Consider the following 21646-nt stretch of genomic DNA (forward strand, 5'->3'; position numbering starts at 1 on the left):
ATCAGCTATAAAAAGGCGACATTTCGTTTAATATTGGAAAGAAGCGATAAAATAAAGAATACCTAAACTTCTCCCGCTACGCATTACGCAATTCTAAATACTAAGTACTACAATCTATTTTCACTACGCACTACGCAATACTCAATACTGAAGATTGCCGCGTCGTCGTTCCTCCTCCTCGCAATGACCCTGGCTCCTCTGTTAGACTTACTATCTCATTACCCACTACGCACTACGCACTACTCAATACTGAAGATTGCCACACCATCTTTCCTCTGCCCCGCAATGACAACAACTTTTATTCATCTTAATATCTCAATTCCCAATACTCACTACGCACTACTCAATAAAATAATTGTCAATATCTTTATACTGTTTAAAACGATCAAATCATGGAAAAAGGTAGAATGGAAAAAGAAGTATGGATGCGCGGCACAGTTGCAGGTGTTCCTGACCTGTTGCAACCTGTGGCACATGCGCTATTGCAAGTGCAGGAAGATGCGCAACAATATGTGGGTAATTTGCAAGAAGACGAATTATGGATCAAACCTGCAGGTGCAGCTTCGGTAGCATTCCATCTTCAACATATAGCGGGTGTTATCGATCGTATGTTTACCTATGCCCATAATAAATCATTAACGGAAACACAGCTGGCTTATTTAGGAGCCGAGGGTCGACAAGAGAACGGTATTACAAAATTGTCCTTAGTCCTTAGTTTGCATGCGTCTATCGACAATGCTGTCAACCAGCTAAAACATATATCGGTTGACGACCTTACTGCGGTGCGTTATCTAGGACGGCAACGTATCCCGACAACTCTAATCGGTCTACTTTTCCATGCTGCAGAGCATAGCCAACGCCATATCGGCCAAATGCTCGTTACTATTAAATGGATCACGAACAGTGACGATGTTAAAACTTGTTAAACTCAAGTATAGTTTATACCATTGCGGCAAGCCGAGCGTTTTAAATACAAAGAGTAAGAGAAATACTTCATAGGTTAGTTTATAATTAGTTAGTTTGAAGATCCTGCGATTCCCCGATCGCAGGATCTTTTTTTTCATATAAGCTAAGAGTAATTGCATGTCGGAGGTTGGGAAATAATGCATATATAAACTCCATTTTTTACTTTTCGACTACTTTCATATAGGAAAGATTTAAGCTCGGAATCATTATCTTTGCACTTCAAATTTAAGGCATTTTAAAAACGAGGATTGGTAATGAGAAATGTAAAAGTCGGTGTTGTACAGATGAGTTGTACAGCAAACAAACAAGAGAATCTGGATAAAGCAATTGTAAAAGTGCGCGATGCGGCCGCGAAAGGCGCTCAAATCGTGTGTTTACAGGAGCTATTCACGTCTTTGTATTTCTGTGATGTGGAAGATTATGATAATTTTGAATTGGCCGAAACTATACCTGGGCCTTCTACAGATGCACTATCGGAGGTTGCAAAAGAGCTGGGTGTAGTGATCATTGCTTCCTTGTTTGAAAAGCGCACGGAAGGACTATACCACAATACTACCGCTGTGCTTGATGCTGATGGAGCGTACCTTGGAAAATACCGTAAGATGCATATTCCGGATGATCCTGCGTTCTACGAAAAATTCTATTTCACACCGGGTGATTTGGGTTACAAAATATTTAAAACAAAATTTGGTAAAATTGGCGTGTTGATCTGTTGGGATCAGTGGTATCCAGAAGCATCACGTATTACCGCCCTGATGGGCGCAGAAATATTGTTCTATCCTACAGCAATAGGTTGGGCTACCGATCAGGATGAAGAGACGAATAGCGATCAATACAATGCGTGGCAGACCATTCAGCGCTCACACGCCGTAGCGAATGGCGTGCCTGTCGTATCCGTAAACCGTGTAGGTTTTGAACAAGATGGTGCGATGAAATTTTGGGGAGGTAGTTTTGTAACGAATGGGCAAGGTAAAATTTTATACCTCGCCTCACACGATAAGGAAGAGACGGAAGTCGTGGAACTGGACTTAAGCCAGGCCGATTACTTTCGCAAGCATTGGCCTTTCTTGCGAGATCGCCGCATTGAAACCTATGCCCCCATTACGAAAAGATTTATAGACGAAGATTAATCCTATTTATAATATTGACCGTTTTCATGTTTTAGTAATACAACATGAAAATGGTCTAACCTTTATTTATGTCACAACTTCCAGACTCTTCACACGACTTGTTTACAAATTCTCCAAAAAAACAAGGTTTTTATTTTCCTGCAGAATGGGCGACCCAAGAAGCTATGTGGCTTAGTTGGCCACATAAGGAAGCTTCATGGCCAGGCAAGCTCGATAGCATCTTTGGCCCCTACAGTGAATTTATAAAAGCAGTTGCTGATGGGCAGAAAGTGCGCGTCAATGTCGTTGACGAGGAAATGAAGCAATTTGCTTTAACACACCTGCAAAAGGTAGGTGCGAAACTTCAACATATAGAGTTTTATTTTAACCCGACCAACGATGCCTGGTGCCGTGACCATGGCCCTGCTTTTTTGCTAAAAACTGATGGCAACGAGAAGGCTATTGTCGATTGGGGATATAATGCCTGGGGTGGAAAGTACCCACCCTATGATCTTGATGATGTTGTCCCGACGCGCATCGCAAAAACCTTCGGATTACCTCTTTTTACGCCAGATATTGTTATGGAAGGCGGCTCAGTAGAATTTAATGGCGCCGGCACAGTATTGACCACAACCGCTTGCTTATTAAACGAAAATAGAAATCCGCACTTAACGAAGGAACAAATCGAAACTTACCTGAAAGAGTTTTACGGGCAAGAGCAGGTTCTTTGGTTGGGCGATGGTATCATCGGCGATGATACAGACGGGCACATCGACGACATCACCCGTTTTGTAAGCAAGGACACCGTAATCACCGCCGTAGAAGAAAATCCGGAGGATGAAAACTATGCTATCCTTCAGGAGAATTTGCAGCAGCTAAAGCGAATGAGACTTCTTGATGGCTCAGCGCTAAATATTGTCGAAATTCCTATGCCGGCAGCTGTTATCTATGATGAGACCCGTCTACCTGCTTCTTATGCTAATTTTTATATAGCCAATGAAGTAGTCGTTGTCCCTACATTTAATGATCCAAATGATCAACGCGCGCTAGATGTTATCCAATCGTGTTTTCCTACACGTAAAGTAATAGGTATAAATTCGGTTGATATTATATGGGGGCTAGGCAGTTTCCACTGTTTGAGTCAGCAAGAACCTGCATAAGGTAGGCTTTTATAGATTTTTTTTGCCGGGAGGGAATCGTAAAGATCCCTCCCGGCTTGTTTAAGCGGTATTTGTTTAGCTCCAGTATGGACAGCAGTCTTATATACAATAGAATCGAAATTGAACTTTTACTGCATAACGGGGTTTTATAGATATAAAAACTTTTTCATTATGCAGTTACAAGAAATACAGATAAACGACACAACCGTATCACAGGAAGACAGCACGCCCCGCGTTTCTTTTAATGTAGATATAACCCTTTTATGTTCGGGTGACCTGGAACAGTATAAGGTGAACGGGAACTTGGATACCACCTCGCTGAAAGATGCAGCGCTGAAATTACTCCAAAACAAGCTGAACGATATAGATGATGTAGCGAGATAGCCACAGTTTAGCGTTTGATTTTCGGGATTGGAATACAATTTGACAGGTTTAAACCATGAAGAAATTTTTAATTGTCCTCTTAATTATCGGACTTATAGGCGTTATCGGATGGATGGTGTTTACAAAATATAGCCAATCGCCGGCTAGGGAAACTACGCATCAAATTCTTGTAGAGCGCATTGAAGCCATGGGTAAGCTGGAGCTCGTGAAATATAGACTTAGTGATGTTATTGAGCACAAAGCCATAAGCACTTTCCTTCCAGATGCCAGTGTATTACTTATTGTTAAAGCCGATGCAGTAGGATGTGTTGATTTGACCAAGCTTGATCCAAACAAGATTGCCGTGCATGGAGACTCGGTTTCAATACAACTTCCAAAACCAGAAGTTTGCTATGTCAAGATCGACCATAAAGCGTCTCGTGTATACGACACAAAGATGGCTTTTTTCCGGGAAGCGACATTAGTAGACGAAGCTTTTAAAAGTGCTGAAAGCCAAGTCGCAAAGGAGGTCGCCAAATCGGATATCATTCAGCAAACAAAAACAAACGCAACGCACGTTTTCAAGCCTTTTTTAGAAGCTTTGGGGTTTAAAAAGATCTACTTGACATTTGATTAACGCCTGGTTTTAGCCCCTTTTATTATAAATTTTGAAGTGGTATCTTGCGCCCAAAATATTTTAAAATATACGGTGGGCTAAATATTCATGCAAAAACAACATTTCTTGGTACTGGATGGGCTGCGTGGCGTGGCAGCGATTCTTATTGTGGTATTTCATTTTATGGAATGGATTATCACCGACTTTGAAAAAAACTTTATTGGTCATGGCTTTTTAGCAGTAGATTTCTTCTTTTGCCTGTCGGGTTTTGTGCTGGGGTATGCATATGATCAGAAACTCAAAATCATTGGGCTGAAAAAATTTTTTGTAGCCCGACTTATCCGACTGCAACCCTTGGTGGTTATTGGATCTCTCCTTGGATTGATTGGCTTGCTATGGGCTCCATTTAGCAGCATAGATATTCCGCCAACAAGAGATATCATTTCCATTTTTCTATGTTCCATATTTCTTATTCCTTATCCGGTTTTGGCAGACAAAGCCTATAACCTCTTTAGCTTAAATGCTCCCTCCTGGTCCCTTTTCTGGGAATATGTCGCTAATATTTTTTATGCTACTATGTTAGCTAAGCTGAATAAGAAGTGGTTGATATTACTACTACTGGTTGCAGCGGCAGCACTTGCATATACCAGTTATTCTTACGGAAATCTTTCGGGGGGTTGGAGCAAAGACAACGTTGAGGTTGGCGGTATTCGATTGGCTTATTCCTTTTGCGCTGGCTTATGGGTTTTTAGAAACCGATATATCGTAAAAAACAACTTAGGGTTTGGTAGTATAGCAATATTGTTGGCGGCTGTACTTCTTATGCCCTTTACATCTTTAAACTGGCTAGTCGAAACACTTGTTGTGTTGTTTTACTTTCCTTTCATTATTTCGCTTGGAGCGGGAACCTCACTTAAACCTCCCCTTCAGACAACCTGCAAATTTCTAGGCGACATATCCTATCCGTTGTATATGACGCATTATGCCGCTATTTGGATTTTCGGAGACTATTTGCGAAGTACATTCTTTGTGGATAAGCATTTACCGTATATTGTGATTATTGGTACATTAGTATTGCTCCTTTTCGCATGGCTAATTATGAAATATATTGAGGTTCCTATCAGAAAATACCTCACGAACGCCTATTTAAAGATTTAACGTTGAAACTTAGAAAGAGCGCTTTTACAGCTATTTCATGCCTACCAACAGGGAAAAAACATCATCAATTATTCGCGTAGCTGATAAACGGCATTTTTCTTATAGCCCGATCCATACTAAATCTTTGGAGTACACGTTTTAATAGTATAAGATGAAATTTCATAATGAGTTAATATTTAGTTTGATAAATCCTGTAGTCCCAGCTACAGGATTTTTTTAGCTTTAAACAGAACTTTTCAAATCGCAAGACGTTAGTAGCATATGTAGATTACAAATTTATTGTAGCTCAAGATATAGGGCATAGTTTGTGATCAAATAAAAGCCCGACGCATATGTGCCGGGCTTTTGCATGTTTTAATGCACGTCTTGCAACAGGTCGGGAATAATCTAAATAGTGGCTAAATATGTTAAAAAATGTAAAGATAATAATAGGGATATACTATATAAATCGTATTCGCGTTATTGTAGTATAATTTCATAATTTAGGTTAATAATTGGTTTGGTAAAATCCTGAAGTTCCCCACTTCAGGATTTTTTATTTTGTTTTTTTGTGCATTTGTGTGTAAAAATCGTATGCCATATGGGCAATACGAGCGATAATCTCTTCATTCGTAGCCAAATCTTCTCTGGATTTACTTACCAAAACGGAGATAAAAATAGGATCGTTGTTCGGGAGATAGATGACGCCTATATCGTGTACAGCTTCAGTAATTCCATCTTTCGTTCCGGAATAACCTGTTTTGTGTGCTACAGCTGTATTTGCCGGCAAATTTCCTTTCAAGCGTTTCAAACCGGTCTCTGTTCCTTTCATCACAGTCCATAAAAATTGATGGCTTTCAGCGGATAGTTCTTTTTTATCATTATAAAAGTATGTCTTTAGCAGATCGGTACATTCCTCAGCTGTTGTCCAGTTTTTGAATTGTGCCTCCCAATTGCGCTGCATTGTTTTTTCATTAATTTTGATCGAAAGGTCTTTTACCCCTTTTTCTTTATAAAATTGATCAACGACCTCAGGGCCACCCAATAGCTTTAAAACGATGTCACACGCGACGTTATCGCTTTGGGAAACCATATAGGTTATGACGGTTGATAATGGCATTGTTGTACCTTGTGGATAGGCGTCGCGTAATGGGCTCCAAATATCTGGTGTCAAATCTTCTTTTTTTATAACGATAGGCTGCTGTAATTTAAAATTTCCTTTATCAATTTCAGTAAGCATAGCTACGGCAATATGAAATTTAAAGACGCTTTGCATCGGTAACTTTTCATCTGCGTGAACGTGGACAATATCCCCTTCACGTCCATTTTTAATAGCTACAGCAACTATAGCCTTTTTATCGTGAATGAACGTCTTAATATCATTTTCCAAACTTTTGGATTGGGCATGGCCAAACGACAAGGAAAGACTGCTTAAAAAGCATAAAATCAAAATTTTACAAAAGTTCATACGCCGGTATTTTTTCTAGGCTAATATACCATTTAAGTACTTAAAATATCCTATCTGAAATTTCGTCCCTTATGAAATACGCCCATGGTTTGGGATTCATCAGCCTCTTGGAGTTCTTGCAACCAATCGTTGAGATTATAGCATTGTTTCACGACAACATGGATCACTTTACCTTCTATTTGCACAACGCCACTTACTAATATCAATTTAGATTGTAAAATTTCGCGTCTATAGCGTTCAAATACCTTTCCCCATACGACGAGGTTTGCAAAGCCAACCTCGTCCTCAATAGTCACAAATAAAACCCCTTTCGCGGTGCCAGGTCGTTGCCTTACGGTAATTAATCCGCAGACCTTAACGGGCATCCCGTTTTTCACTTTAGAAAGTTTATCGGTAGGCACAACATGCTTTTTATCTAATCTATCCCTCAAGAAACTAACAGGATGTGCTTTCACGGACAATCCCGTCGTTGCATAATCCTGCACTACGTGTTCACTTGCTGTCATTAAGGGCAGCTCCATTTGCATCTCTAATGTACTGGTCGAGGGCTGCTCTTTAAAGAGCTGTATAGGCCTATCACCAAGTGCAGCTACCTGCCATAAAGCCTGTCTTCGATCTAAACCCAGCGAACGGAATGCATCGGCATCAGCAAGCCTTTCCAAGAGTGTTAGTGAAGCAACTTCGGCGACATCCTCCATTCGCTTATATGCAGTTTTCCGGTGGCTAATCAGTTCCTGTATTTCATTTTCACTTACGCCTTTGATCTGACGAAACCCTAACCGAAGTTTGTGCAGCTTTTCATTAAAGTTTCCTTCAAGCGTATTGTCCCATTGGGAATAATTAATATCCGTAGCGCCAACTTGCACCCCGTGCTTCTGCGCATCAATAACAATTTGTGCCGGATGATAAAAACCCATCGGTTGGCTATTGAGCAAGGCTGCTGCAAATACATCGGGATAATAGCATTTAATATAGCTTGACACATAAACCAACAATGCAAATGAAGCCGCATGACTCTCTGGAAACCCGTAACTTCCGAAACCTTCCAACTGTCGAAATACGCGCTGTGCAAAATCTTCTTTGTAACCTTTTTCGAGCATGCCCTTCACCATCTTTTCACGAAATAGGCTCACTTCTCCTTTTGATTTAAAAGTCGCCATGCTGCGCCTTAATCCGTCCGCTTCGGCCGGCGTAAAGCCAGCCGCCACAATAGCGATTTCCATAGCTTGCTCCTGAAATAAAGGAACTCCTTTCGTACGACGTAAAATATCACGAATTTCTTCCGAAGGATAATCTTCGGGTTCTTCCCCATTACGCCGCCGCAAATAAGGATGAACCATATCGCCTTGTATAGGGCCTGGTCTTACAATAGCGACCTCGATAACCAAATCGTAAAACTCTCTGGGTTTCAAGCGGGGCAACATGGACATTTGCGCTCTACTCTCAATTTGGAAAACACCCAAGGTATCTGCTTCACAGATCATGTCATACACCTGCTTATCGTCTTGAGGAATATTCGCCAATGTCAATTCCTCGCCATAATGCTTTTTAACCAGATCAAACGCTTTACGAATACAGGTCAACATACCAAGCCCCAAAACATCGACCTTTAAAAAGCCTAAAGCCTCCAGATCATCTTTATTCCATTCTATATTGGTTCGGTTTTCCATGCGGGCATTGATAATCGGACAAAGCTCATGCATATTGCCTTGGGTTATGACAAAGCCCCCTGTATGCTGTCCTAGCTGCCTGGGAAATCCAAGTAATTGCTCGCTAAGTTCAATAATCTTTCGAAAGTGCACATCTTCTGTACTAAAGCCATGCTCCGCGAAGCGTTCAGGATCTATCTCACTATCCCAGTGAGAACTAATTGTTTGCGACAACCTACTTAAAGCGTCCATCGACAATCCCATAGCTTTTCCTACATCCCGGAGTGCACCCTTCGGTCTCTCTTGTGTTACCGTCGCCACAATAGCTGCACGATCATGGCCATATTTTTCGTAAATGTATTGAATCACCTCCTCTCGCCGTTCATGTTCAAAATCGACATCAATATCAGGCGGTTCATCCCGTGCATCAGACATAAACCGCGCAAAAAGCAATTTGATCTTCGTTGGATCAACCGACGTGATACCTAAGCAATAGCAAACAATAGAATTGGCGGCGGAACCTCGCCCTTGACATAGTATGCCGCGGTCACGCGCAAATTTGACATAGTCATACACTGTTAAAAAATAAGAGGGATAGTTTTTGCGCTGAATAAAATCCAGCTCCATTTGAATCTGTTCCCGATATTTTACTAAATTTCCTGCATCAAATTTGTTTTCCGCACCTGCCCATACCAGCATTTCCAATTCTTCTTGGGGTGTACGTCCACCGCTTGTTAATTCCTCTGGGTACTGATAGGTGAGTTCGTCTAAAGAAAAACGACATTCATCCGCTAGCTTACTGCTATTTTCAAGAGCTTCAGGATAATTACGAAATAGGCGCTCCATTTCATCCGCAGGCTTGAGGTAACGCTCTGCATTGGCGTGCAATCTATAACCTGCGGTATGTATTGTACATTTCTCTCGGATGCATGTAAGCACATCACACAGTTCCCGTCTATCTGCATCGTGGTAATGCACATCGCCAAGTGCGATAAGCGGCAGGCTTAGTCTTATCGCTTGCTGATGCAAGCGATACAAACGCTTTTGATCGTCACCTGCATAAAGCTTTGAAACACCTATATAAACCTGATTTTCAATATTCTTAGAAAACCAATCTAAATCATCAATATAACCCGACTCTAGATCAAAACATCCTGTTAGCTGAGCTGGTGGAACGATAACAAATAACAAATCCTGTTTAAAGGCTTGGACATCTGCCTTGTAAAGGTGGCATTTTCCTTTTTCGGCACGCTGGTTTCCTAGAGACAGTAATGCACACAGTTGCGCATAGCCATTTTTATTTTTAGGGTAAGCCAGCAAACTTATACCGTCCACTAAATCCAAACGGCACCCCACAATCAATCGTATTGCATGCTTTTTTGCAGCAACATGAGCGCGTACAATCCCGGCGAGCGTATTTCTATCCGTTACTCCCACAGCCTTGTAATGCAATTCTTGCGCTTTCTTCATCAGCTCATCCGGATGTGAAGCACCGCGTAAGAAGCTAAAATTAGTTGTTACATTCAGTTCAACATATCCCATATTATGCTAAGCAAAAAAACCATGCAAATACCATTCTGATGTACGATCACCGCGGTAGTGGCCGAGTCTGAACAACCAATACCTGTTTCCACTTTCATCTTCTACATAATAATAATCGCGGTGTTCTCCATTTTCCAACCACCATTCGCGTTCTATACGTTCAGGTCCATCCGCCTTTTTAATGTGGTGCACCTCATTGGCATATCGAAAAAGCATCGGAGGATAATCGGGTATAGGCGCTGTTACCTCTATTCGCTGCGGAGGATGCAACAGACGTGTGGGGCGCGGTCTATCTAAAGGCCATTCCATACTAGGTTTTTCCGCGAATGATGTTGCACTCTTTATAGAGCGTTCGGGCCAATGGTGCTGATCGGGCACATAGCGGTTAATAAGACAACTACGATCGCGGCCTTTAATTCGATCCAACAATTCGATAATAGCTGTATTGGAGACCCCAAGGCCTTCTCTCCATAGTGTTTCCTGCGATGAAGCTGCTTCATCCACGACAAGAGCTTCAAGCAAAAATAATTCTATACCTAAAGCTGGTTCTATCTGGGCAATTTTCTGGCTAAATAATCCACTTAAATGCGGAACGTGAGCAGATGCTCGATTGGTACCTATTTCTACAAACACTTTTTTCCCGTCAACACGGTAACAGCTCAGTCTAGCTTTACGCAAACCTTTACCTTCATTAGTCAACCGTTTACATAACATTTCCAATAACTTAAGAATAGCCACTTCTATGCCTTTATCTGTACGGATCGGCTCCAGGCAGGGTAACCGTTCGGCATATGGAGCTATGCCTTCAAGCGGCTCTATGTGCTCTTCTCTCTTTCCTAAAAATTGTTCTAGACGATGTAAAAGCCCAGCGGAAAATCTTCTTTTTAATAGTGCTGATGACACCGTAGCAACGCTGCCAACTGTCCGGAAACCCAATTTATACAATCTTAGGATATCGTCTTCATCTAAACGAAGTGCTTCCACAGGAAGGGAAGCAAGCATGGCCAGCTGATTCTGATCCGGCACTATTATTTTATCCGGACCATAGCGTGAGGCTGCCCATGCAGCGCCAATAGTATCAGCACAGCTTAAACGTGTTTGGTATCCTTTCTGGTGTAATTGTACTGATATAGTTTCTATATAGTTTATTTCTCCTCCCCATAGATGAGAGCATCCACTCATATCCAATAATAGTCCACCTCGTGCATCCATAGCTACAGTAGGAGTAAATTTAAGGCACCATATCCCAATAGCTTTCAATAATTTATAACTTCGTAAAACCTTATCATTAACTACATGTAATTCTGGCAAAGCAGCCTTAGCATCAGCCAAAACCATAGGTGGAGCTATACCCATTTTTTCTGCTATTGAATTCACCGCCGTAATAACCATTCTTCCTTTCTCCGGGAGAACAAATGCAATAGGTTGATTGGCCACGTTTTTATTTTTCCTGATATACCAATCTGCCAGCAGATAAGGAAGCCAAATTGCAGCATAACGCTTATGCATAGTTACCCTACTTTTAAATCAATTATCCTTTGTTTCTCATTTGGTACCTGCTTAGAGATTATTGTAAATCGGTTACTTTGCCAAGCTACCTCCCAATATCCTGGATTACCATTGCGTACCTTCAGTAAATGGATAGCCCACAAGGGAAAGCCTACCCCTGGCAGTCCATCTACGACCATGCTTGGTAATGGACGCACGTGCCAGCGTGCAGCACAGGCCGTGGTCATTTGCTGGCGAATAGCGGTACGCAAAATCAAACCTGTAACCTTGCTTTTTTCCACGGCCAATTGTAATCGCCGGGATTGGATAAAATCCAAATCTTTGATCTCTGCCACTACAACCTGAATCTCAACGCACTTTAGCGTTTCTTCAAGTGCCCACAATATATCCTTCTCACGCTTCATGCAAATAAAAATGACTTGGTCAGGATGGACTCCAAAAGCCTTTAGCGCCGGAGCAAATAATTGCTGCGTACTACCGATCCAAATACATACACCTCCCTTGTTTAATAGAGTAGCCAGGAGTCCTCCTATAAACCCACTTGTTGCCGCTTCATCTTCATACTTATCCGCTATAAACTCGTGAATGCAGCTTAGCGGAAAAGTTTGCCCCGGAAATGCATGCTCCAATGCACCAAGCCCAAGCGATTGGGATGATTCGTCTTTATCTTTATAACCTTGCCAAGCCAAAATTTGTCGCTGAAGATTGGCGACCTTAGCCTGTTTGATTGTATCGAGTTGCATAATAGTTCCTCCTTTCACATCACAAATGTAATACTAAATTTTTTAGTAAATAGTTTTAAAAATTTTTTATTACTTTTAAGTGTTTAAACCTCTCGCTATGCGCTATATACGCTTTTTTTACCTCACTGCTATTCTAGCCCTCGGGCTATCTTTGTGTGCTAAGGCACAGCATAAAAAATCTAAACCGAATATCGTGTACATCATGAGTGATGACCATGCTTATCAAGCTATTAGCGCATACGGCCATGGCTTAAACCATACTCCAAATATCGATCGGCTAGCTAAAGAGGGTGTAATGTTTACTCGCGCCAGCGCGACTAATTCACTTTGCGCGCCAAGCCGAGCTGTGTTGCTCACAGGCAAACATAGTTTTGTGAATGGAAAGATTGATAATATGGCAAAATTTGATTGGAGTCAGGATAATTTCGCCAAGATGCTTCAAAAGCATGGATATCAAACTGCATTAATAGGCAAAATTCATATGGATGGATTACCGGATGGGTTTAACCATTCTGCCGTGCTGATTGATCAAGGAGAGTATTACAATCCAAATTTTGTAATCAATGGCCATAAACAACAGCTTTCAGGCTACGTAACAGATTTAACAACAGACATGGTTATCGACTGGATCGATCATCGAGATGCCGACAAGCCATTCTGCGTTTTGTACCATCAGAAAGCTCCGCATAGGGAATGGCTTCCTGCACTTAGGCATATCGAATCGTATACCGCAATTACCTATCCGGAACCTAAAACATTATTTGACAATTTTGAAGGTCGCGGCACGGCAGCAAAGACTGCTGAAATGAATATTTTGAAACATATGAACTGGGCAGGAGACAATAAGGTCCCTCCTGCCCTTATGGATGAATTGGGACTGAAAGAATACATGAATTGGGACAAGGCTGCTTATACAAATAATCTAGGGAGAATGACGGCGCAGGAACGTAGGGAGTGGGATGCTGTTTATGATCCCATTATGCAAACATTCAAAGCTCAATACCCTAACATGTCTAGTAGGGAGCTTCTGCAATGGCGCTATCAACGCTATATGCAAGATTACATGGGTACGGTCGCTGCTGTAGACGATGGCGTAGGTAAACTACTGGATTACTTAAAGGCTAATGGACTGGAAGAAAACACTATAGTTATCTATACATCCGATCAAGGCTTTTATCTAGGCGAACATGGATGGTTTGATAAGCGATTTATGTATGAAGAGTCTCTACGCACTCCGCTGTTAATTCGTTATCCAAAAGAGATCCCGCCAGGAAAAATAGCAGACGATCTCGTGCAGAATCTTGATTTTGCCCCCACACTGTTAGACTATGCTGGCATCGAGATTCCCAAGGATATACAAGGCGAATCTTTTCGGGCACTTGTTGCTGGTAAAGATACGACCTGGAGAGATGCTGTTTATTACACGTACTACGAATACCCGAGCATTCATATGGTAAAAAGACATTATGGCATCCGGACAGATCGCTATAAGCTTATCCATTTCTATTATGATGTTGATGAATGGGAACTATATGATCTTGAAAAGGATCCGAACGAACTTAAAAACGTCTATAATGACCCTACATATGCATCCATAAAACAACAAATGACAGTTAAACTGAAAGATGTACGAAAAAAATACAATGATTCTCCGGAAAATGATGCGCGTTATCTCCCTTCAAAGTAGCTTGTACGATTCACACTCCACTTATACCGCGATCTTCCTCTCAAAGATCTGCTCTTATGCAAATTCGATTTCGCCAAAAAACTCAGGAAGATGAAAATTAGGTTTCGGCCATGCAACGGGTTTCCACGAAATGAAGTGAGGCTCAGGCAAGGCATCGCCGCATTTATAGAAATTAGCATGTGCTGAAAGACCGGCCAACGACGTAATATCGCTTTTTGAGAATATTCCAATTGGAATATAAAGGATGATATTCCAATTTTTCTCACCCTGCTTGCTCACTATGGATGTGGCAGTAGATACTTTTGTAATGGTTTCGGCATCAAGCCGGGCTCTTTCTGTTTTAATTTTCGGACCATAGCCAATAAGGCCTGTACCAACCACATTGAATTCTAGATTGTAATAATGATTCTTTTGATCAAAAGAGATAAAAAATTCCACACAACTATCTTCCCACACAGATTCGTTTGGTCGCACGTACTGCCCTTTAATGAATTTCTCTTCAACGGCAAAATGCAAAAGAATTGCGGAGCCTGTATGTCCGATTTGAAAATTCACTATCGGTTTATAGGGGTACTCCTCTTTCCAATTGTGCTGATCTAAAATATGCCATGTCAATACCTCCATACTGCGTGCCAACTGCGCGTAATTAAAATTTCCGGCATCTATAGCCAACTGCTCTACAATCAATTTACCCATTACATTTTGGTTTTATACGTTTAAGCTCGCATATAAAATAGAACGCAACTGTTGTTTTTCTATTTCGAGCTCCTCCACTAATTTAAGCTGTGCTTTCGTTCTAACCAAATTATGGCTTGGGTATTGTATTTTATAATATATATCCCCATTAAGATAATCCGTTAAAAAGCGAACCGCTTGCATAAATGGGAGCAAAAAGACACCTTCAAGCAAAGATTCAATTTCAGCTGCTGTAAGAAAATGTTTAGCAGCCTGCATATAACCGTTTGTGTATGCGCTAAAAAGCGCTATATCGAGTTTGACTTTAGTTATATCAGGTTCGTCCTCTGCAGCAGAGTTGATGACTGTACGTATGGCATCACCAAAATCATAAGCGACATAGCCCGGCATCACCGTATCCAAATCGATAACACACTGCACATTATCATCCTTATCCAGCAAAACGTTATTGAATTTGGTATCATTATGTGTAATTCGTAATGGGAGTTCGCCTTTCTCGGCACGCATCAATATACTTCGCATTATTGTTTCGCGGTCCGCAATAAACCGCAGCAAGTCGGACACCTCAGACACACGCTTTGCGCTATCTTTTGCAACTGCTTCCCGCAAATTTCCCATTCTAAAATCGATATTATGAAAATTGGGCAATACTTCCACCAAAGCGTTGGCATCCAGGTCGGCCAATTGCATTTGAAACTCGCCAAAGGCCTGTCCTCCAGAATAGGCTTGCGCCTCTGTTTCTACAATATCATAGCTTTTTGTGTCCTCTAGCAAAATAAACATCCGCCAATATCCATCTTCGGCATCTTTATGGTAAAGATTTCCAGAGAGCGTGGGCACCAATGTTAGTGTACTTTTCTCGACTACCTCTGGGCCCCGATGGGCTAACTTCAGTTTTAGATGATCCAACACAATTTTCGTGTTTTGCATCAAAGCCGGAATATCTGTAAAAATATGATGGTTGATCCTTTGCAGGAGATAGCTTTCCCCTTTCGGATTATTGGTCTTTACACAGAACGTATCGTTTATATGTCCGGAGCCAAATCGCTCGACACTTAATATTTCGCCATGAATATCAAAATGATTTACGGAATCTACAATCGTACTATCTTTACAATCAAACATACATAACAAATTAAAAACAGCTTTCAGGCTTAATTATTTGCAATATCCCAAATAAATAATAAAAACAAAAGCTCGAAAAGCAAGCAATCGTTTGTTCTTTTTTACATTTCCCCTTTGAATACAACGGATCCCTTTTTTCTGAGAGCCGAAACTTACGAGTTACACTATTTTGTTTTATCTACTACTTGCCTACTTTATTTTAGGAATCAGACAAATTCTATTGAAAAGAATGTGTATTTTGGGTTATTCAAAATAAAGTAATATGCTCACAGAGATCATTATAATTTTAACCTTGATTGTTTTAAATGGCATTTTTTCAGCTTCGGAGATATCTATCGTTTCCAGTAGAAAAGCAAGGTTGCAGGCCATGGCAGACAAAAGAAACAATTCGGCTAGAATAGCCTTAAAGTTGAAAGATAATCCAAATCAGTTTTTATCCACTGTACAGATTGGCATCACGCTGATAGGTATATTAACAGGTTTTTTTAGTGGTGGGACAATATCATTGCACCTTGCAGAGGTTCTTAACAATGTATCGTTTTTAGCGCCTTACAGCCAGCAAATATCGGTGGTCTTAGTGGTCCTCGTTATTACATATTTGACCCTTGTTATTGGGGAGCTTGTACCAAAGCGCATTGGTATGGCCATTCCTGAGGGGTATGCTTCGTTAATTGCTGCTCCGATGCAGTTTCTGAGTAAGCTCGTTCGCCCGTTTGTGTGGTTACTTAGCGTTTCGACTGATGCTATTGTGAAACTGCTGAACATTAAGGTTTCTGAGAACACAGTAACAGAAGAGGAAATTAAGGCATTGGTGGATGAAGGTGTTAGCAGCGGCGTCATTGAAAATTTTGAACATGACTTTGTAGACCGTCTTTTGGTGTTGGGCGATAAACGGGCTATCAACCTGATGGTCCACCGTTCGGAGATTGATTGCTTGGATTTGCAAAACTCATTTGAAGCGAACAAAGTTATTATTAGACAATCTGAACATACGGAGTTTCCCGTTGTTGACGGTAGTTTTGATAATGTAAAAGGAATTATCCATGTCAAAACATTCCTTAAAAAATACATTGACGAGCATCCGATAGATTTAGAAGGTCTTATAGAACCTATTCCATTTGTCAATGAAAACACGTCTGCCTATAACATTCTTAATGTATTTAAGAATGCAAAGGCTCAACTTGCCATCGTCATTGATGAATACGGTATCCCGCAGGGGATCGTTTCTATAAAAGATATTGTTCGTACGTTATTTGGCGACATGGAATCTTCAGATGACGAAGATGGAGATGGAAATATCCGCAAGCGGGATGATGGCACTTTCATCGCTGATGGCCGTATACAACTCGATGACTTTTTCAAATACTTCAACATTTATTTATCTGATGAAGAAGACGAAGAGCTCGGGAATGTGACCACGCTGGGCGGTCTAATATTCCTGACGCTCGATCATGTGCCGGAAGAAGGCGAACACATCCATTTTAAACGATACAAGCTGGAAGTAATCGATATGGATGGACACCGCATCGATAAAGTGCTAATCACCAAACTGCCTGAATTACTGAACGACATTGCAGAGAATGAAGATTAGGCGTTAAGCGCTGTGCTTATCAACAACCCCTATAAGATCGGGCAGTGTAAGTACACCACTTTGTCGCCACACTTGTTTGCCATCCTGAAATAATAGCATGGTAGGCACACCCTGCACTCGGTAATTACTTGCAAGCTGACTGTTTTTATCTACGTCGATTTTTAGGATAGAAAGCTTTTCCCCATAATGTGTCTTCAAGTCTTTCAAGATCGGTGCTAACATTTGGCATGGACCACACCAAGTTGCCGAGAAATCCACCAATACCAGCGGATGTTGTTTTATAAGATCGTTAAATGTTGCCATATGGAATATACAATTATAGTTAATAAAAGTTTAGAGGTTAGTAAGGAATTGCTAAACTTTCAATATCCTCCATCGTCCCTTTGAACATGTTAAGATCTACATTACCTTTTATACCGCGCACGCGTCCGCGCTCTGAAAACTGCCAAAAATTCCAATGCTTTTTCGGTTTTTCAACCCAAAAATTATAGTTAGCAATCCATAATGTGTAGTCGGAGAACTCCTTTTCTAAGAAATCGGTAAAGTAGCTGTCGCCGGAATACAAAATAGGTCTGATTCCGTAATGCATCTCTACCTCGTCAAGCCAGCGCTTCAGTCCTACCTTCAACGAATCCATAGGTTGTTTTCTTGGCCGTTCTTCAATATCCAACACGGGAGGAAGATCACCGGGTTTCAGCTTGACGGTACGTATAAAGTTGCGTGCCTGACGCTTAGAATTTTCATTTGGCCTAAAATAGTGATACGCACCCCGCAACTTAGTACGGCTGGCGGCTGCATTCCAGTTCTCTTTGAAACGTTTGTCTTGCTTCTTCTCCCCCATTGTGGATCGAATAAAAACAAAATCGAGCGGTATTTCATCATGGATCGTATTCACCTCGATCCAATTTATCTGTCCTTGATACTCCGAAATATCTATCCCATAAAGATATGTATCGTGCTTATTCATCAGGCTTATGTTTCGCCTTAAATGCTCATCATCATCATACTTTTTACCAAAATCATCTGCATAAAAGTAGTTTTTGATAGTATACATCAAATCAGTTTTATAGAATAACAAGGCGCCCAAGCTCACCACGACGATTGGTATTATGATGCTCCATAGCAGAAATTTCCGCCGATCAGGTTCTTCAACCTTTTGTTTTCTCTTGACCGTTCTCTTGGATTTTGGCATATTGCAGTGAAAATAGGCATTTATTTTTTTTTGACAACTGTAATTTCTCAACTTCAATATGCGTGTTTATAATTCCAAAGAATGGTTTACGGCCACCGTGCTCTTTCATCGAAGTGATACCTTTCGTAAACTTCTTCCTTTTCTTGTGTTAATGGCCGTTTATTCTTGGGGAATAGCCTATTGGGAATTGGAATACTTAAAACTTTCCGAAAAAAGCTGGATCAAGAACATCACGATGGTGCATAATTTACTGGGCTTTGTTTTATCCTTGCTGCTGGTATTTCGGACAAATACAGCTTATGATCGATGGTGGGAAGCGCGAAAGCAATGGGGAACACTAACGAATGTCAGCCGGACGCTCGCAATTAAACTGAATGCATTTATCAAAGAAGATGATGAGGTCTCGAGAAGCTTTTTTAGAAAGACTATCCCTTTATTTGCAGAAGCTGTTTTTCACTTCCTCCGGTCCGATTATGTCAAGTTTATGTTAGATGAACAAGAGCATCCTGAATTAACTACATTAGATGAGCAAAAGCATGGGCCGAACCAGGTTGCCTCATTAATATTCACTAAAGTAAATGCGCTATATCAAGACAAGGCTATCTCTGGTGAACAGTTTATCATATTAAACGATGAACTTCAGAGTTTAACGAATGTTTGCGGCGCGTGTGAGCGTATTAAAAACACGCCTATACCACTAAGTTACAGTTCGTTTATTAAAAAGTTTGTCATGGCATATGCTGTCACACTCCCTGTGGGGTTTGTGTTTTCCATGGGTTATTTTGTGGTGGCCGCTGTACCGTTTATCTTTTATGTTTTAGCGTCGCTGGAACTGATCGGCGAATCGATTGAAGAACCTTTTGGTACGGATACAGACGATTTACCGATAGATAAAATCGCTCAAAATATAAAAAAACATGTCTCAGAAGTACTTAAACCATGATTTTCAACTTCCCGTATTCAATGAAAACAAAATAATCTCGCTCATTTTCAATGCATAGAAGAAGACAGTGGAAATATTTTTTGCAGAATAAGCCAGAATTTCTACTTTTGTCGCGGAGAGTTGGCAGAGTGGTCGAATGCGGCAGTCTTGAAAACTGTTGACTGTCACAGGTCCGGGGGTTCGAATCCCTCACTCTCCGCCAAACAAAAGCAGCTTTTTTAGCTGCTTTTGTTGTTTATGGTCTACTTGGATTCGAACCGAAGCAAGGGCCGGGGTTCGATCCAAGGGAGGTTCAGGGATGAGGATGGGGCTTGCGGGGCTGAAACAATCCTGAACGCTCCGCCAAACAAAAGCAGCTTTTTTAGCTGCTTTTGTTGTTTATGGTCTACTTGGATTCAAACCGAAGCAAGGGCCGGGGTTCGATCCATTGGAGGTTCAGGTCTCCTTGGGGGCAGATACTAACTCCCAATTGATTTTTATGGCTGCTAAGATATTTATAGGCGTCTCAAATTTAGCATGTTAATATAATAAACATACAAATAATATTACCATATTGGTAATATTATTTGTATGTTTGCTTATGAGAATTATAGCGGTTAAAACTTTAAAAATCTATATTAAAGATTTCCCAAAGTCGGAACAGCCATTATTGTCATGGTATGATGAATGCGAGAGTGCAGAATGGAATAATCCTAATGAATTGAAAGCCCAATTTGGAACTGCTTCAATCATTACCGACAAGAGAGTGGTCTTTAATATTCATGGTAATACTTATCGCTTGATTGTAGATATTGAGTATAGACTAAAAATTGTTTTTATTGTTTGGTTTGGAACTCATAAGGAATATGATAAAATAAACGCTAAAAAAATTGATTATGTTAAAGCCGATTAAATCTGAACAACAGTACGAAAGTTATTTAGAAAGAATTTATGTCTTAATGAAGACTGATTTAAAGGAAGATTCTAATGAATCTGATGAAGTAGAAATTCTCTCTATTCTTATTAAAAATTATGAGGATACACATTATGTGGTTGACAAACCCAATCCATTAGACGCTATTAGATTTCGTTTGGACCAAATGGGTAAAACTGAATCTTTTTTAAGTAAAATTCTAGGGGCGTCTAGAAAATCTGAAATATTCTCAGGTAAGAGAAAGCTAAATCTTCCTCAGATTAGAAAGTTAAGCAATGAGCTAAATATTTCTGCTGATGTTTTAGTTCAAGAATATTAAATAGTGTTGAAATGAGGATAGAATAAAAACTGTAAATTCTTGTATATACCAGAAAAGTGATCAAATTTTAAATTGCCTAATTGCATTTCAAGTCAAGAGGTATCAAGATATTTTGATAGTAGGGGTGTGGTCTCTGAAACCATTCACCATTTGATAAACCTGGATATGCCCTTTCCCATCTGGTATTTATCGTATTCGTCGGCAGAATTAGAAAATAAACTTCCCAGTTTCGACGCCATGAAAGATTACGCTACAAGAAACAGTAAAAATAGAACCAGTGGTTTTAGTTCATCCTCTATCACGTTTTCGGACTATGCAGAAATTCAACGATGGATACCGAATAATGTTGATACAAAAAGATTTTTAGAGCTCGCGACCTCTCAGGACTCAACAGTAGTGCGAAAACCTTTTACAACCTTAATGCAATCAGAAGCCATATTATTTGATTTCTATACAGATCTAACAGACTTTCAACCTTATTTTACAGTCAAATACATAAACGAGCTTATCACACTCGGGCGGTCCCCTTACTTCGTCCATTCAGTTTCTTACGGCAAACACTATATTATTATGGCGGAAAGTGACTCGTCAAGAGCTCACTTAAATAGAACGATTGAAAAGTTAGTTGCGGAGAATCCATTGACCATGCAAGAAGAAAACGTTCTTGCGGCTAGTAAAGTACTTATCTATCTCCGCACGGGTAAAAAAGAAAGCTTTATTGAAAAAGGTGAGGGAGCTCAAGAAATAAAAAACATGGTCAGTAGATTTAACACGGAATGGAAAGATGTATCGCATCAGTATGATTATCCATTGAGTTGTACATTAACCAGTCTAAAAGATTATCGTCCTTTACGGTACAATCAATCATTTGATTTCAATGTTAAGGAAAAAAAGAATCCTGCGCCGCAACAATAAGAG

Annotated in this window: 20 protein-coding genes and 1 tRNA gene; 13 read left to right on the forward strand and 8 right to left on the reverse strand. The window is 40.5% G+C overall.

Translation table 11 applies throughout. The features are described 5' to 3' along the window. The first annotated feature begins 392 nt into the window (after positions 1–392). The 6 genes from DI53_RS19135 to DI53_RS19160 all read left to right on the forward strand — a co-directional run bounded on the left by DI53_RS19135 (position 393) and on the right by DI53_RS19160 (position 5372). A complete protein-coding gene (locus DI53_RS19135; RefSeq protein ID WP_071790532.1) occupies positions 393–926 on the forward strand; it encodes a DinB family protein in 534 nt (177 codons plus the stop codon). Between the two features lie 294 nt (positions 927–1220). Then, positions 1221–2096: a carbon-nitrogen hydrolase gene (locus DI53_RS19140; RefSeq protein ID WP_037503765.1), complete on the forward strand. Its 876-nt coding sequence runs from the start codon at positions 1221–1223 to the stop codon at positions 2094–2096. 68 nt (positions 2097–2164) lie between these two features. Continuing rightward, entirely contained in the window at positions 2165–3235 is a 1071-nt protein-coding gene (locus DI53_RS19145) for an agmatine deiminase family protein (RefSeq protein WP_037503768.1), read from the forward strand. Positions 3236–3406: 171 nt separating this feature from the next. Continuing rightward, a complete protein-coding gene (locus DI53_RS19150) occupies positions 3407–3619 on the forward strand; it encodes a hypothetical protein (protein WP_037503771.1) in 213 nt (70 codons plus the stop codon). A 55-nt stretch (positions 3620–3674) separates the two neighbouring features. Beyond that, entirely contained in the window at positions 3675–4235 is a 561-nt protein-coding gene (locus DI53_RS19155) for a DUF4230 domain-containing protein (RefSeq protein ID WP_037503774.1), read from the forward strand. 87 nt (positions 4236–4322) lie between these two features. Next, positions 4323–5372 carry an acyltransferase family protein gene (locus DI53_RS19160; protein ID WP_037503777.1) on the forward strand — a complete coding sequence of 350 codons (1050 nt, stop codon included), beginning with the start codon at positions 4323–4325 and terminating at the stop codon, positions 5370–5372. A gap of 535 nt (positions 5373–5907) precedes the next feature. Here the strand turns inward: DI53_RS19160 and bla are convergent. From bla to DI53_RS19180, 4 genes are read right to left on the reverse strand one after another with little or no spacing between them, the layout of a single operon-like run. Beyond that, positions 5908–6819 (reverse strand): class A beta-lactamase, encoded by a 912-nt coding sequence (bla, locus tag DI53_RS19165; RefSeq protein WP_037503779.1) that lies wholly within the window; start codon positions 6817–6819, stop codon positions 5908–5910. Positions 6820–6869: 50 nt separating this feature from the next. After that, positions 6870–10010 (reverse strand): error-prone DNA polymerase, encoded by a 3141-nt coding sequence (locus DI53_RS19170; RefSeq protein WP_037503782.1) that lies wholly within the window; start codon positions 10008–10010, stop codon positions 6870–6872. A gap of 6 nt (positions 10011–10016) precedes the next feature. Next, positions 10017–11519 (reverse strand): Y-family DNA polymerase, encoded by a 1503-nt coding sequence (locus tag DI53_RS19175; protein WP_037503785.1) that lies wholly within the window; start codon positions 11517–11519, stop codon positions 10017–10019. Between the two features lie 2 nt (positions 11520–11521). Beyond that, positions 11522–12280 (reverse strand): ImuA family protein, encoded by a 759-nt coding sequence (locus tag DI53_RS19180; RefSeq protein ID WP_206538062.1) that lies wholly within the window; start codon positions 12278–12280, stop codon positions 11522–11524. A 79-nt stretch (positions 12281–12359) separates the two neighbouring features. Between DI53_RS19180 and DI53_RS19185 the strand changes: the two genes are divergently transcribed. After that, positions 12360–13949 carry a sulfatase family protein gene (locus tag DI53_RS19185; protein WP_037503792.1) on the forward strand — a complete coding sequence of 530 codons (1590 nt, stop codon included), beginning with the start codon at positions 12360–12362 and terminating at the stop codon, positions 13947–13949. 54 nt (positions 13950–14003) lie between these two features. On the opposite strand, the gene DI53_RS19190 is transcribed toward DI53_RS19185, so the two are convergent. Further along, the gene (locus tag DI53_RS19190) at positions 14004–14645 is read right to left on the reverse strand and encodes a carbohydrate-binding family 9-like protein (RefSeq protein ID WP_052072587.1); all 642 of its coding nucleotides are present in this window, start codon (positions 14643–14645) and stop codon (positions 14004–14006) included. 12 nt (positions 14646–14657) lie between these two features. Beyond that, positions 14658–15770, reverse strand: coding sequence for a phosphotransferase enzyme family protein (locus DI53_RS19195; RefSeq protein WP_037503794.1), 1113 nt, complete (start codon positions 15768–15770; stop codon positions 14658–14660). Positions 15771–16032: 262 nt separating this feature from the next. Between DI53_RS19195 and DI53_RS19200 the strand changes: the two genes are divergently transcribed. Next, complete coding sequence (locus DI53_RS19200) at positions 16033–17361, forward strand: hemolysin family protein (protein WP_037503797.1); 1329 nt, start codon at positions 16033–16035, stop codon at positions 17359–17361. A 3-nt stretch (positions 17362–17364) separates the two neighbouring features. Here DI53_RS19200 and trxA read toward each other — a convergent pair whose 3' ends face one another. Beyond that, a complete protein-coding gene (gene trxA / locus DI53_RS19205; RefSeq protein WP_037503800.1) occupies positions 17365–17664 on the reverse strand; it encodes a thioredoxin in 300 nt (99 codons plus the stop codon). Positions 17665–17701: 37 nt separating this feature from the next. Further along, positions 17702–18553: a glycoside hydrolase family 25 protein gene (locus tag DI53_RS19210; RefSeq protein ID WP_037503803.1), complete on the reverse strand. Its 852-nt coding sequence runs from the start codon at positions 18551–18553 to the stop codon at positions 17702–17704. Between the two features lie 58 nt (positions 18554–18611). Here DI53_RS19210 and DI53_RS19215 point away from each other — a divergent pair, with 58 nt between their 5' ends. The 5 genes from DI53_RS19215 (at position 18612) to DI53_RS19235 (ending at position 21643) form a co-directional block, all read left to right on the forward strand. Continuing rightward, on the forward strand, positions 18612–19496 hold the full coding sequence (locus DI53_RS19215) for a bestrophin family protein (protein ID WP_037503805.1): 885 nt from the start codon (positions 18612–18614) through the stop codon (positions 19494–19496). Positions 19497–19610: 114 nt separating this feature from the next. Further along, a tRNA-Ser gene (locus DI53_RS19220) sits at positions 19611–19698 on the forward strand. A 378-nt stretch (positions 19699–20076) separates the two neighbouring features. After that, positions 20077–20388, forward strand: a complete 312-nt coding sequence (locus DI53_RS19225) for a type II toxin-antitoxin system HigB family toxin (RefSeq protein ID WP_037503808.1) — start codon at positions 20077–20079, stop codon at positions 20386–20388. Further along, positions 20372–20728, forward strand: coding sequence for a helix-turn-helix domain-containing protein (locus DI53_RS19230; RefSeq protein WP_037503811.1), 357 nt, complete (start codon positions 20372–20374; stop codon positions 20726–20728). The genes DI53_RS19225 and DI53_RS19230 overlap by 17 nt, the downstream gene beginning before the upstream one ends. 150 nt (positions 20729–20878) lie before the next feature. After that, positions 20879–21643 carry a hypothetical protein gene (locus tag DI53_RS19235; RefSeq protein WP_131555389.1) on the forward strand — a complete coding sequence of 255 codons (765 nt, stop codon included), beginning with the start codon at positions 20879–20881 and terminating at the stop codon, positions 21641–21643. The last annotated feature ends 3 nt before the right edge of the window (positions 21644–21646 follow it).

The organism is Sphingobacterium deserti (genome assembly GCF_000757725.1).
Taxonomy (GTDB): Bacteria; Bacteroidota; Bacteroidia; order Sphingobacteriales; family Sphingobacteriaceae; genus Sphingobacterium; species Sphingobacterium deserti.